Genomic DNA, 13,934 nt, shown 5'->3' on the forward strand with positions numbered 1-13,934 from the left:
GTAATCCGGCTCGCGCTGCAGCCGGACACGCCGGAACCGGCACGGTTTTTGCGGAGGCCGACCGTTATCCTCGTTCGTAACGGTCGCCGAGATGCAAAAACCGTGCCGGTTCCGGCGGTCGGGGATACCGGGGGGCGCATGGTGGTGGGCTGTTTTTCCAGGATCGCCCGGGGGAAACGGTTTAGCCGGTGAGCAGCGGCTGCCCGGTGCGCTGAAAATACTTCTCCAGGGTCAGGAAGGCCGCGGCCTCTTCGCGGGCCGGGTCGTCGAAGCGGGCCACATGCTCGTGGGCGCGCTCGATAATCGACTCCGCCGCCGCCGGATCGTCGAGGTAGCGACGGAGCTGGTCCTCCAGATCGGCGTAGTCGGGGCGCAGGGCGACGTAGTGCACGTCGGGTTCCAGCAGCCCCTCCATGAACCAGGTCTCGCAGCTCGGCGGCGGCATCACCGCCAGGGAGTTCGACGACATCACCCACTTGAGGTTGCTGGCCACGTCGTTGCCCTCGAGGCAGAGGATGAACTTGAAGTCCAGGTGGCGGTGGATCGACAACCGGGGTTTGAAGCGCCGCGGGGCGCCCCGGCGGCGGTTGACCTGGCCCACGTCGCACAGTGGGTGATCGTGGTAGCGCTCCAGGAAGCGGATCCGGTTCGGTTGGGTGACGGTGGAGCGTCCGACGAGGAGATCCCGTTTCTCGCGCCAGGGCAGCCGGTCGCGGACGAAGTGGAAGTGGCGGATCCAGTTCAGCTTGAACAGTACGGCGTTACTGTTGTCTTCACCGAGGGGCCGGCTCTTGACCAGGGAGGGCGCCGGCGGCGTCCGGGTCAGGTCGCCGAAAACAAACCGGACCCTGAGGTCCGGCGGGAAGTAACGCAGAAAACGGTAGGCGTCGAAGAAGTAGGTTTTGGGCCTGATGCCGTAGCGGAACTCGTCCAAGGGGACGGCGCGCTCATCCAGGCCGACGGTTCCGGCGAGCTTGTTGTAGTAGTCCACCCGCTGGAGCAGCGCGGCGTCGGCGAGACCGCGAGCCGTGGTCAACCTGGCCGCCAGCCGCCGCCGGAAGGGCCCCCGGGGCAGGAGTTGCCGCAGGTAGTTGCGGGCGTAGTAGGTGAACTTGGAGGTCATCGGCACACCGCTGACGACGCTCTGGGGCGTGGGTGCTCCACGCGGCGAGCTAGACGTCCAGGTTGGCGACCTCGAGGGCGTGGGAGCGGATGAAGTCGCGACGCGGCTCGACTTTCTCGCCCATCAAGACGCTGAAGATCTCCTCGGCGCTCATGGCGTCGTCGACGCTGACGCGCAGCAGGGTCCGCGAGGCTGGATCCATCGTGGTCTCCCAGAGCTGGTCCGGGTTCATTTCGCCCAGACCCTTGTAGCGCTGGATGGAGACCTCCTTGAGCCCGGCCGAACGCAGCGCCTCGAGCAGGGCGATCGGGCGCTCGAGGTTGCGCACCGTGTCTTTGCCGAGGGTCAGCACCACATCGGGGCGCTCGGTGTTGTAGAGGTCCAGGCCTAATTCGGCCAGCCTGGGCGCCAGCTCGATCATCTCCAGGGCCTCGCCCAGCTCCTCGGGTTCGCGGCGGGCCCCTCCGCCCGACTTCTCGCCGAGCAGGTCGGCCAGCTCCTCGTCGGCCTCGGCCTTCTCCTCGAGCTCGCCCAGCTCCTCCTCGGTGTAGGCGTAGCTGACCTCGCCGGTCTCGGGGTCGCGCAGGTAGTAGGTGGGCAGGCGGCCGTCGCGCACCTGATGCAGGAAGTCGTCGACGTCGAGGCCGCGGCGCTCCAGCCGATGGTAGCAGGTCTCGACGCGCCGCAACAGCTTGACCAGTTCCAGCAGCTCTTTCTCGCCGAGCTCGCGCCCCGACATCAGCGCACTGGAACCCCGGCAGCCCATCTTGAGCAGCAGGTTGTCCATCTGGGCCTCGCTTTCCAGATAGAACTCGTCCCGGCCGCGCTTGACCCGGTAGAGCGGCGGCTGGGCGATGTACACGTAGCCCTGGACCAGCAGCTCCTTGAGCTGACGATAGAAGAAGGTCAGCAGCAGGGTGCGGATATGACTGCCGTCGATGTCGGCGTCGGTCATGATGATGATCTTGTGGTAGCGTAGCTTGTCGATGCTGAATTCGTCGGCGATACCCGTCCCCAGGGCCGTGATCATGGTGACGATCTCGGCGTTGGAGAGGATCTTGTCCAGGCGGGCCTTCTCGACGTTGAGGATCTTGCCGCGCAGGGGCAGGATGGCCTGGGTGCGCCGGTCGCGGCCCTGCTTGGCCGAACCGCCGGCGGAATCGCCCTCGACCAGGAACAGCTCGCAGTTGGCCGGATCGCGTTCCGCACAGTCGGCCAGCTTGCCCGGCAGAGCCCCGGCGATGTCCAGGGCGCTCTTGCGTCGGGCCAGGTTGCGGGCCTTGCGCGCCGCCAGCCGGGCCCGCCCGGCCTCCAGCGCCTTGTTGACGATCGTCTTGGCCACCTGGGGATGCTCCTCGAAATAGACGGCCAGGGCGTCGCCCATGATGTGCTCGGTCAGGCCGCGGACCTCGGAGTTGCCGAGCTTGGTCTTGGTCTGGCCCTCGAACTGAGGGTTGCCCAGCTTGACACTGACCACGGCGGCCAGGCCCTCGCGGATGTCCTCGCCCTGCAGGGTCGAGTCATCCTTTTTCAGCAGCCCGTGATTGCGGGCGTAATCGTTGGTCACCCGGGTCAGCGCCGTGCGGAAGCCGGTCAGGTGGGTCCCGCCTTCCTCAGTATTAATGTTATTGGCGAAGCTGAAGATGTTGGTCGAGTAACCGTCGTTGTGCTGCATGGAGATCTCGACGGCGAAGGCGCCGATATCGGAGTCCTCGACCTTGTCGCAGGTCCCCTCGATGAAGATCGGCTTGGGATACAGCACGCTGTGCCCGGCCTGGAGGTGCTTGACGAACTCGACGATCCCGCCGTCGTAGCGATACTCCTTGCGTCTGCCGTCGCGCTCGTCCTCCAGCACGATCAACAATCCGCTGTTGAGGAAGGCCAGCTCGCGCAGGCGCTTGGAAAGTACCTCGAAGACGAACTCGGTCTCCCTGAAGACCTGGTAGTCGGGCAGGAAGGTCGTCTTGGTGCCCGTCTTCTTGGTCTTGCCGATGACCTTGACCGGCCCCTCGGGCAGGCCGCGGACGTAGCGCTGATGGTGGATGCGGCCCTCAGTGCGGCTCTCGACCATGCACCAGGCCGACAAAGCGTTGACCACGCTGACGCCGACGCCGTGGAGACCGCCGGAAACCTTGTAGGTCTTGCCATCGAACTTGCCCCCGGCGTGGAGCACCGTCATCACGACCTCCATCGCCGAGCGCTTCTCGCCCTTGTGCAGCCCGACGGGAATCCCGCGGCCGTTGTCCAGCACCGTGACCGAGTTGTCGGGATGGATGGTGATCTCGATGCGGTCGCAGTAACCGGCCATCGCCTCGTCGACGGAGTTGTCGACGACCTCGAAAACCAGATGGTGCAGACCGCGTTCGTCGGTGGAGCCGATATACATCGCCGGCCGCTTGCGAACCGCCTCCAGCCCTTTGAGGACCTGGATGTTGTCTGCGGTGTAGTCGTTGTTCGGCTTGTCGGTCATCTTTTATGGCGCTTTCTGTAACCGGATTTCGCCGATCCGGCGCTCCGGATTCTCATCTCTTGTTGTTCCTCGTTCTCGTCAGTGACAGCAGCGTTGAGAATTCAACTAGCCGAACGGCCGAGCATCGTCAAGCAACCCTCGGCTTCGCCCCGCTGATCGGCCTCCAGCCCCGCCGCCGCAAACTCAAAAGGTTAGGCTGAGCTCCAGCCCCGTGCGCCAGCCGCCGTCGACCTCCGGATACAGCACGGGCTCCACCTCGAGGGAAACACCGTTCTCCCGTGCTTCACCACCCGTCCCCGACGAGCCGACCAGGTCCTCGCCGACCTCGAAATCCCACAGGTGGGCGTCGACGTAGGCATCGATCATCGAGTAGACCACCACGAACACCGACAACCATAGATAGGTCTCGTAGCGTACCCGGTAGTCCTCGTATTGCGCGTAGTGGGCCTCGCGCTCGGCGCGCAGTTCACCCAGCTCCGGGCTGCTGAAATCGTCGGGCAGATCGATCTCCCGGCCCTCGGCCAACTCGTCGGACGCCAGCCCGGCGTAGTAGACCAGCCCGCCCAGAGTGAACAACTCACAGCCCATCATCACCGCGCCCTTGAGCCAGCGCTCGTTGTAGAACTGACCCAACCCGGCCAGCACACCGGAACGCCAGAGCGCGCCGACGGGGTCCGGACTCCAGGGCTCGACGGCTACTTCCTCGGCCGATCCCGTCACCTCGTCGGCCGCTTCGGCTGCGCCCTCCGTCGACTCCGCCACCTCACCGCCGTCGCTTTGCTCCTGACCGTCGACCGCCGCCGGAACGACCGTTTCGCCCGCTCCGGCAGGCCCCGGTTCCTGCGCCCGCGCTCCCACAACGACGAAGGCGACATGGAAAACCAGCAACACGACGACCCGGCTGTGACTAAGACACTCGATGGCTGCTCCCCTGAGCCGGTTTTCAGCAGCCGGACGGACGCGCCGCAGACCGCCGAAAACGAGCGGACACTCGAGACCCCGCGCCGCCGGAACCGGCACGGTTTTTGCGGAGGCGGACCGTTGCCGACCCCTCCAACGGTTGCCGAGATGCAAAAACCGTGCCGGTTCCGGCGGCGCTCCAGGCGTCGTTAACGCCGAAGCCGCATTTTTCGGCGGTCTGCGGCGCGACGGGTATCGAGGTCCCGTGGCGTCTCCGGCGGGCTTGTTGACCCCGCGCTGTTTAACGGCTGTGCCGTACTCGGCCGATCACTCGAGGGCCGCCCTAACAAACCCGGACCAGCCTGACGGCGGTCCGACCGAAGGGATATCATTGTACCCCGTGAAGTGGGAGAAAGTCAAGCTGGACAAGCATCTAGGGCTACTTCGAGAGGGTGGGTGAGACCCTTGGTCGGGGGGTCGGCGGCGATGGATTGACCCGACCGGCGGCGGCGGTTATAATCCACCCGTCTAGGCGGGGAAATACCAGCCCACGGCGGCCTCTGGCCGCCCAAAAGGTAGAGCGGATACGACCCATGAGCCCCCAACACGCCAAGCCCGGCTTCTTCGACCGCGTCGGCACCTTCTTCAAGAACCTGTTCCGTAAGAGTCCGCCGCGGCGCGATCTGGACGGCAAGCCGCTGCCGCAGGCTCGGCGGGCCTTCAGCTGGCACACGGCCATCATCGTCATGGTGGTGACGGTCTTCTTCCTCGGCGGCATCGGTCTGGGGCTGCTGTTCGCCTTCTCCGACGATCTGCCCAAGATTTCCGGGCTGTGGGAGTTCGACAGCTACCTGCCGACGGAGGTCTACGACGCCGACGACCAACTGATCGCCAGCTTCCTGGTCGAGCGCCGCTACGTCGTGCCGATGTCGCGGATGCCCCAGAACCTGGTCAACGCCACCCTGGCCGTCGAGGACCAGCGGTTCTACGATCACTGGGGGGTCAACCTCTACCGCACCCTGGAGGCGGCGATGGTCGATATCATCGCCGGAGCCAAGATCCAGGGCGCCTCGACGATCACCCAGCAGTTGGCCCGCAATTACTTCCTGACGATGGAGAAGACCTACGTGCGCAAGATCCGGGAGGCCATCCTGGCCGTCCAGATCGAGAAGCGCTACTCCAAGGAAGAGATCCTCTACTTCTACCTCAACCAGATCTATTACGGACACGGTTGCTACGGTGTGGAGGCGGCGGCGCGAACCTTCTTCAACAAGCACGTCGAGGAACTGACCCTGCCCGAGGCGGCGCTGTTGGCCGGACTGCCCAAGAACCCGGGCGGTTTCTCACCCTACCTCAACCCGGACCGCGCCAAGCGCCGACGCAACACCATCCTCTGGCTGATGGCCGAGGTGGGTCACATCACCGAAGAGGAACGGGCCTGGGCCGCCGCTCAGCCCTTGGAGCTGGCCCAACGCCGACGCACCGAGCAGAAGGCGCCCTATTTCATCGAGTACATCCGCAGCGAGCTGGAGAAGGAGTTCGGTTCCAACGCCGTCTATCAGGCGGGGATGAAGGTCTACACCACCCTGGATTCGCGGATGCAGGAGCTGGCCGAGAAGCACGTCGCCGCCGGGCTGGAGCGGGTCCAGCAGCGCTGGAACTACCAGCCGATGCGCTACGACGACGGCCTGGAGATCGCCGAGCTCGAGCTGGGGCAGATCCGTGAGGGCCGCGTCCTCGAGCGTGACGACGAGTACGCCTACATCGACATCGGCGGCGGCATCACCGGGCGGATCGATATCACGCCGCTGTACTGGCACTGGGACAACCCGCCGGAGATCGAGCTTCAGACGGGCTCGACGGTGCCGGTCAAGGTGACCAGCCTGGCGCGCTCGGCGGGTCGGGTGGACCTCTCCCTGGAGAAACCGCCCTACCCCCAGGCGGCCCTGGTGAGCATCGATCCGCGCACCGGCTTTATCCAGGCCATGGTCGGCGGCTCGGACTACGACGAGAGCCAGTTCAACCGGGCGGTCTACGCCCGCCGCCAGCCGGGCTCGGCTTTCAAGGTCTTCGTCTACACCGCGGCGATCGATTCGGGGTATTCAGCGGCCGATGTGATGCTGGATAAACCTTTCGTCATCAACGCCGACGGTGTCGTCTGGGCGCCGCACAACTACTCGCTGGGCTACTCGGGCAAGCCGATGACCTTCCGCCAGGCGATGGCGATGTCGATCAACCTGGTGGCGGCGCGGCTGATCCTGCAGATCGGCGTCGAGCCGGTGCGGGCCTACGCCAAACGGATGGGGATCGAATCGCCCATCGCCCACACCTACTCGATCGCCCTGGGCTCCTCCGAGGTCACCCCCCTGGAGATGGCCTCGGCCTTCGGCACCATCGCCACCCTGGGAGTCCATGTCGAGCCTACGGCGATCCGCTATATTCTGGACCGCGACGGCAACAAGATCAAGGAGGTCGTCCCCCGGGCCGAGGTGGCCCTGCGCAAGGAGACGGCGGCGATCATCCGCTCGATGATGCACGGCGTCACCACCCAGGGCACCGCCGGGCGCGCGGCCCGCACACTGGGCCGGGACTGCGCCGGCAAGACCGGCACCACCAACAACGCCGAGGACTGCTGGTTCATCGGTTACGTGCCCCAGCTTTCCACGGCGGTCTGGGTGGGGTTCGACGACCACCGCACCCTGGGCTACAATGCCACGGGCGAGTCCCACGCCGTCCCGCTGTGGAGCGATTACATGGCCGACGTCCTCGAGGAGTACGAGGTTCAGGACTTCACCCTGCCCGAGGGCCTGGCCCTGGAGCGTCACACCGTCTGTGGCGAAACGGGGCTGCTGGCCCGGCCCGAGTGCCCGCACAAGGTGGGCGAGGACTTCATCGCCGGCACGGCGCCGACCCAGTTCTGCGATCTCCACGGCGCCGGGGCCACGGACTGGATGAGCGAGGACGCCGCCCGCCTGCAAGGTGACGATCCGGTACGCTACGTCTATCCGGAGGAAGAGGATTAACCACCGGGAGAACCGATGAAAGCGCGGTCTGCGCTGCTGCTGCTGCTGTCAGTCTTAGCGGTCCCGGCCCTCGCCGGCGCCGTCGTCGAGGACGTGGCCTACGATCCCGCCGCCCGGGCCCTGACGATCTCCGTCACCGCCGACGAGGCTCCGGCCTGGAACGACTTCGAACTCAGCGGCCCTTCCCGGGTGGTGCTGGACGTTTCGGCCGACTCCAGCTTCCCCGGCAACGCCTTCAGCGCCCCGGTGGGCGACGGACTGGTGGAGCGTATCCGCGCCGCCCGTCATCAGCCCGATCCCCCGGTGACCCGGATCGTCGTCGACCTGGCCGCCGGAACCACGGGCTACGCCGTCAGCCTGGAGGGCGACGCTCCCAACTACACCGTTCGACTGAGCCTCTACCCCCCCGACGAGGTTCGTCTGGCCGAAGAGGAAGCCGCCGGCATCGAGGCTGCCCACTCGGGAGAGCTGACCGTCGGCGAGGGCGACGCCGAGGCCCCCCCGGGACATCAGACGCAGAAGCTGGTAATCGCCGTCAGCCCGACGGCGGTGCGCGAAGCGCCTTCGGCGGCCGCCCGCCGGGTCTCCGAGGCCCTGGCCGGCGAAGGGGTCCGTCAGACCGCCGAACTGGGCGACTGGCGGTTGGTGATCCTGACCGAGCAGGACGACCTGGCCGGCTGGGTCCGGGAGGACGACCTGGCCCCGGCGGGCAGCGTCGAACGCGACGAAGGCGGCGTACGCGCCGTCCCCAACCCGCGCACCCCGCCCGCGGGCACACCGCAGACCCCGCAAGGCGGCAGGGCTCCCCTGCGCAACGAGGCTCGTGAGGGCGCCGCGATCATCGCCCACCTGGGCCCGGGAACCGACTTCAACGCCTGGCGCCGCCGCGACGACTGGTACTTCATCGTCCTCGGGGACGGCCGCGCCGGTTGGATCCACCGGCGCTACGCCTCCCTGGGCGGCGCCGAGGAAGGCCCCACCTCCCCCTGGCGCCAGGCGATCGTCTCGACCGCCGAGGGCTACCTGGGAACGCCCTACGTCTGGGGCGGCACCACGGCCACGGGCTTCGACTGCTCCGGCCTGGTCTGGCGCGTCTTCAAACAGAACGGCATCGAAGTCCCCCGCACCGCCGGACCCCAGTACCGCGAGGGTCGCAAGCTCGACCGCGACGAGCTGCTGCCGGGTGACCTGATCTTCTTCCACACCTACTCCTCCGGCCCCAACCACGTCGGCATCTACGCCGGTGACGGCCGCTTCATCCAGGCCGAGAGCTCCCCCGCCGGAGTGCGCTACTCCGAGTTGGACGGCGATTATTGGCGCGATCACATCTACGGCTACACCCGTTGGACCCCGGTGGAGCAGTAGCCGCCTCCTCCAGCCCCCCACCAACGCCCATGCTGCTGGAAAACCCACTCAAGCGCCTCGACAGACGAAAAGTGGGCGGCTTTTTCGCCCTGCTGGTCTTCTGCGCCCTGGTGGTCGGCGGCATCGTCTACCTCAGCTATTATCAAAACAGCCTGTTCCTGTCGCTGGTCTTCGTGCTCGGTCTCGGCGGCATGATGATGTTCCTGGCCATCTCCGGACTGGAGAACTTCCGCCAGATCTGGGGTTTCGTCGCCGTGGCCATGATCCCCCTGGCCCTGACCGGTGATGTAGAGCTCGGCCCCTTCAAGGCCTCCTTCGGCATCCTGGTTTACATGATCAACACCCTGATCATCGTGGCCGATAAGCTCTCCGGTTACACACGAGCCAACGAAAAACGCTCCGTTTTCAGCAAGCCCCTGCGGCTGCTGCTGATCCTGACCGTCATCTCGACCCTGCTCTCCGCTTTCCGCCTTTACGGAATCATCGACCTGGCCTATTTCCTGCTGGCGTCCAGCACCTTCGTCTTCCTCCGCCGTTACTTCAACACCAAAGAGCAACAGCTCAAACTGATCAAGCTGTTCGCCTTCGTCAGCATCTACATTCTGCTGATCGCCACCGCCGAGCACCTCAAACAGGGTAACTACAACGCCTTGCTCACGGGGTTCAAGCCCTACGAGGGACTGGGCGACGAGCGCTTCCGTGTCAACGGCATTTTCCACAACGCCAACTCCTACGGCTTCTTCGCCGGGGCCGTCTCCCTGTTCTTCGGAGGGTTGAGCCTCTACTTTCATAAGCGTCGCCAACGCCTCTGGACCTATATCAGCGCGGGGATCTTCGTCTGGGGCGCCGCCACCCTATGGTTCTGCCAGTCCCGCGGCGCCTTCATCGCCTACCTGGCCGCCCTGCTGTTCCTGGTGCTGGCCGCCCCACCGCCGAAAAAACGCTTCGGGGTCTGGGTCGTCGTCATCCCGCTGATGGTGGGCGTCATCGCCTGGCTGTTCGTCTTCTCGGACACCGGCAGCCGCCTGACCAACCTCTCAGCCCTGACCACGCGCAGCATCCAAATCGCCACCGCCGAGGACGTCAAGGAGCAGATGAACCTGATCGCCACCCTGGCGAGACCCATCCTGTGGATCATCGGCTTCAAGCTCTGGCAGGCCAGCCCCCTGTTGGGCATCGGCCACTCCAACACCATCCACTACATCGGTCCCTACCTGCCGCCAATGCTGCGGCCGATTCAGGGCATCCTCTTCCACTTCCACTCCATTTATTTAAACATCCTCTACGAGGGCGGTTTACTCAGTTTCGGCGCCTTCCTGTGGTTTCTCGGCAAGTTGATCAGCCATGTCTTCGGTGGCCTGCGCCACCGGGGGTATTTCACCGGCTATGCCTCCCTGGCCCTGGGCGCCGTCTGGGTCCACCTCTTCGCCCACGGGCTGGTCGACACCACCTTCGCCATGGGGCGACACTACGCCGAAGCCGGCATCTTCTTCCTCTTTCTGGCCTTTCAGGCCTTTATCGCCGACAGGGTTAAACGCCGCCGGCACATCGCCAAGCTGCGCCGGGAACGAGCGAGCTACTAGGCAACGTCCGAGCCCCCGCGCTCCGGAAAAACGGCCTCTTCGACGGAGCCGTTCGTCAGCCGACGGCGCCGGAACCGGCACGGTTTTTGCATGTCAGCCACCGTTAGAGCTCTTGTAACGGTCGGCTTCCGCAAAAACCGTGCCGGTTCCGGCGCAGCGGTAACCATCGGCGGGCCGTCTTGCCGGGGTTTTTTCCGGGGCGCGGGGACCGTTGGTGACGTTGGGCGCCGGAGATAGAGATAGCGGGGTCGCCCGGACCGGGCGCCCCCGCTTCATTTGTGAGGGAGTGCTAGGTAGTAATCTCGTGGCGCCAGCCGAAGGGATCCTCCTCGGAGGCGGTCTGGATCCCGGTTAGTTTGTCGTAGAGCTGTTGCCAGCGTTTATCGAAGGGGAACTCCCAGCGTTTGTCCTCGCCGACGATCTCCTTGACCCAGGTGATGACGGCGGCGGTGCCGCAGCAGGCGGCGGCGTCGATCTCGTCGAGTTCGTTCAGGGTGATCTTCCGGTTTTCCGTGGGCCAGTCGAACAGCTCGGCGGCGATGGTCATGATCGAGCGACGGGTGATCGAGGGCAGGATGCTGTGGCTCTCCGGGGTGATCAGGGTTTCGCCCTTGAGGGCCAGGAAGTTGGCCGCTCCGATCTCCTCGATGTACTTCTTTTCGGCGGGATCGAGGTAGAGGGCCTCGGCGTAGCCGGCGGACTTGGCCTCTTTGCCGCCGATGAAGCTGGCGGCGTAGTTGCCGCCGGCCTTGACGTGGCCGGTGCCCTTGGGGGCGGCGCGATCGTAGGCTGAGGTCCTGAAGCTTTTACCTTGGTCGGGGCCGAAGCCGCCCTTGAAGTAAGGTCCCACCGGGGTGACGAAGATACGGAAGATGTAGCTGGAGGCGGGTTTGACGCCGACGTTGTCGTCGACGCCCAGCCAGAAGGGCCGCACGTAGAGGGCGGCGCCGGAGCCGTAGGGCGGAACGTAGGGCAGGTTGCCCCGGGTGACCTCCTCGACGCCGTGGATGAAGAGTTCTTCGGGCAGCGGGGCGCCCTTGAGGTAGCGGGCGCCGTCGTTTAGCCGCCGGGCGTTCTCCCCGGGGCGGAAGGCGTAGACCTTGCCGTCGGCACCGGTCTGGACCTTCATCCCCTCGAAGAGCTGTTGACCGTAATGCAGACACTGGCTGCCCTCGGGCAGGCACATCTGGTTGTTCTCGACCAGGCCCCGGGAGCGCCAGACACCGTGCTCGTAGACGGCCTCGAAGCGGTAGGGACAGCGGATGTAGTCGAAACCGAGGTGGGGGAAGTCGAGGGCGACTTTGCGGTTATCGTCGTTGAAGAAATAGCGCGGCGTTTCCATCAGCAACTCCTTATAGGTAAACCCGGTACCGTATCGCTCTCAAATGCCTCACAGCTGGAAAATGATAACGCAAACTTTGGCGGGCGGCAACCCCGGCGCCGCTCTTTTTATCCCTGCGGCCCGACCGGATCGGACTGGTCTCGAACCGGCCTATCTGTTACAATACTGTAGCCTTTTCAGGGGTGACCACGGTCACAGCACTGCCCAACCAACCCGGCCGACGCCGATGAAGCAGACAGCAGACAGGGCGGGCGGTCCGTCGGGGTGCGGCCTGGCCGTCGTGGTGGGCCTGCTCGGCGCGGCGGCCGTTGTCGCCATCGTCGTCCTCCAGCACAACGCCCTCGTCGGCGAGATGGTCCGCGAAAGCTTCGCCGCCACCCTGGATCGGGCCCGATACGCCGAGCCGCTGGACAACCCGGTGTTGCGCCTGGCTGTGCTGCGGCTGGACACCGAGCGTCCCGAAGCCGAACTGACCGCGATCGCCGAGGCGCTTGACCGCACGATTGAGGACGGTCTGGTCGAGCATCGTGAAGCCATCGTCCTGTTACGGTTGTTGACGCCGACCCCCGCACCGCCGTCGGCCGGGAACCGATAAACGCCGTCGCGGCGCTCTCACCCCGGCGTCGCAAAAGGACTTGACATTTACTTGATAGCTGAGTAACATCAAACCACTTAATGGTTATGCTGGGTCTGTCTTCCCGGTAAACCACTAAAGCGGGGGACCTGGATCGATGGGTCCGATGTCGGCCGGCAAGCAGCTGATCAACGGTCGCGGGACCACCAGTCGTCCTCTACGAGAATCTCCGGGTGCCTGTGTTGTCAGCACCCTTCACACCCAACCCAACCTTGATAACCCGTAACTCGCACACAAAACCGGAGGTGGTGTTAAGAATGCGGAAATCGACCCTACGGTTGATGGTTCTCGCCTTCGCGTCTCTCCTCCTCGCCATCGTCCCCTTCATCACTAGCTGCGGCTATTCCGATGAAGAACTTCAGGAATACGACGATGCCGAAAAGGAATCCCGTGATGCCTCTGCCAACCTCGAAGACGAGCATAGCGAATTCGAGGGCTATGAGCAGAAGATCGCCCGGGCTGAGAGCGAACTTGAGAGCCTGAATAACCAGCTGGACCAGGCGCGCGAGAAGTACAACGATCCTGATCCCGACTGGGATACCGAAAAGCGCGACGAGATCGGTCAGGCCATCAGTGAGGCCGAGGCCAAGATCCAGCAGCTCGAGCGTGACATCGAAGCCATGAAGGAGAAGTACGAAGCCTACAAGGCCGAAGTCAACGCCGAGTAACCACCGAGTTTAGCTTACAACAGATCGCGTACCCTTTGCACAGAAACCAACCTAGCTACCCAAAGTAGGGGAAGGGGGCGGAATAAGATATGAAAAAGCTTTTCCCGATCCTCCTGATTCTCCTCTTCGCCATTCCCGCTTTCGCCCAGGAAGAAGTTGAGCTGTCCGATACCGAGCGCGAACAGATCGAAGGCAAGCTCGAGAACGACCTCAACAAACCTGAGCACGACGGATGGGAACGCGAAGACCTGGTGGAGTACTACCAGAATCAGGCCGAGATGGATAACGAGAAGGCCCAGGACATCAGCGACAAGAACGATGACCTTGGCAACGACATGGGTGAGATCGACGGCCTCATCGCCGACATCAACTCCCTGATCCGTGACGCCAACAACGATCTTCGCCCGCTGCCTGAGCCGACCTACGACAGCTACGTTGTCGTCGAAGGCGACTGCCTGTGGAAGATCGCCGAGTACCACTGGGGCGGCCCCGATTCTTACAAGTGGCCCGCCATCTATGATATCAACACCGACCTGATCAAGGATCCGGACATGATCTACCCGGGCTGGGAACTCAACATCCCCCGCGAAGAGCCCACCATGTAGCTCATGTGTATTTCCAAAAAGGGCCCCACAGGGGCCCTTTTTGGTATGGAGATTTAAAACCCTTCAGGGACAATCGCCCGTTACCTGGAATACCTCCACGACCACCGGGGCCTTTTGTTGGTTTTCCTGGTTCAACCGGCGTTGCCGGCGTGAGTTGGATCCCTGGGATACCCCCCGAGGGGTCTTTTGGTATGGAGATTTCAACAGGGATTATCACCTGA

The 13,934-nt window shown here is 64.4% G+C and carries 10 protein-coding genes; 6 read left to right on the plus strand and 4 right to left on the minus strand.

The window, feature by feature from the left end; translation table 11 throughout:
- Positions 1 to 181 precede the first annotated feature (181 nt).
- The 3 genes from GF399_12490 to GF399_12500 form a co-directional block, all read right to left on the minus strand.
- Positions 182 to 1,123, minus strand: coding sequence for a lipopolysaccharide biosynthesis protein (locus GF399_12490; GenBank protein MBD3401131.1), 942 nt, complete (start codon positions 1,121 to 1,123; stop codon positions 182 to 184).
- A gap of 49 nt (positions 1,124 to 1,172) precedes the next feature.
- Positions 1,173 to 3,593, minus strand: a complete 2,421-nt coding sequence (gene gyrB, locus GF399_12495) for a DNA topoisomerase (ATP-hydrolyzing) subunit B (GenBank protein MBD3401132.1) — start codon at positions 3,591 to 3,593, stop codon at positions 1,173 to 1,175.
- A 183-nt stretch (positions 3,594 to 3,776) separates the two neighbouring features.
- Positions 3,777 to 4,355: a hypothetical protein gene (locus GF399_12500; protein MBD3401133.1), complete on the minus strand. Its 579-nt coding sequence runs from the start codon at positions 4,353 to 4,355 to the stop codon at positions 3,777 to 3,779.
- 731 nt (positions 4,356 to 5,086) lie between these two features.
- Here GF399_12500 and GF399_12505 point away from each other — a divergent pair.
- From GF399_12505 to GF399_12515, 3 genes are read left to right on the plus strand one after another with little or no spacing between them, the layout of a single operon-like run.
- Positions 5,087 to 7,516: a PBP1A family penicillin-binding protein gene (locus tag GF399_12505; protein ID MBD3401134.1), complete on the plus strand. Its 2,430-nt coding sequence runs from the start codon at positions 5,087 to 5,089 to the stop codon at positions 7,514 to 7,516.
- Between the two features lie 15 nt (positions 7,517 to 7,531).
- Positions 7,532 to 8,881: an AMIN domain-containing protein gene (locus GF399_12510; protein ID MBD3401135.1), complete on the plus strand. Its 1,350-nt coding sequence runs from the start codon at positions 7,532 to 7,534 to the stop codon at positions 8,879 to 8,881.
- A gap of 29 nt (positions 8,882 to 8,910) precedes the next feature.
- Entirely contained in the window at positions 8,911 to 10,464 is a 1,554-nt protein-coding gene (locus GF399_12515; protein ID MBD3401136.1) for a hypothetical protein, read from the plus strand.
- Between the two features lie 289 nt (positions 10,465 to 10,753).
- On the opposite strand, the gene GF399_12520 is transcribed toward GF399_12515, so the two are convergent.
- The gene (locus GF399_12520; GenBank protein MBD3401137.1) at positions 10,754 to 11,806 is read right to left on the minus strand and encodes a branched-chain amino acid aminotransferase; all 1,053 of its coding nucleotides are present in this window, start codon (positions 11,804 to 11,806) and stop codon (positions 10,754 to 10,756) included.
- 226 nt (positions 11,807 to 12,032) lie between these two features.
- On the opposite strand from GF399_12520, the gene GF399_12525 reads away from it, so the two are divergent.
- The 3 genes from GF399_12525 (at position 12,033) to GF399_12535 (ending at position 13,713) form a co-directional block, all read left to right on the plus strand.
- Positions 12,033 to 12,401: a hypothetical protein gene (locus tag GF399_12525; protein MBD3401138.1), complete on the plus strand. Its 369-nt coding sequence runs from the start codon at positions 12,033 to 12,035 to the stop codon at positions 12,399 to 12,401.
- Positions 12,402 to 12,697: 296 nt separating this feature from the next.
- Positions 12,698 to 13,108: a hypothetical protein gene (locus GF399_12530; GenBank protein ID MBD3401139.1), complete on the plus strand. Its 411-nt coding sequence runs from the start codon at positions 12,698 to 12,700 to the stop codon at positions 13,106 to 13,108.
- Positions 13,109 to 13,197: 89 nt separating this feature from the next.
- Positions 13,198 to 13,713 carry a LysM peptidoglycan-binding domain-containing protein gene (locus GF399_12535; GenBank protein ID MBD3401140.1) on the plus strand — a complete coding sequence of 172 codons (516 nt, stop codon included), beginning with the start codon at positions 13,198 to 13,200 and terminating at the stop codon, positions 13,711 to 13,713.
- Positions 13,714 to 13,934 lie beyond the last annotated feature (221 nt).

The sequence above is a fragment of the Candidatus Coatesbacteria bacterium genome (genome assembly GCA_014728225.1).
Taxonomy (GTDB): Bacteria; RBG-13-66-14; RBG-13-66-14; order RBG-13-66-14; family RBG-13-66-14; genus WJLX01.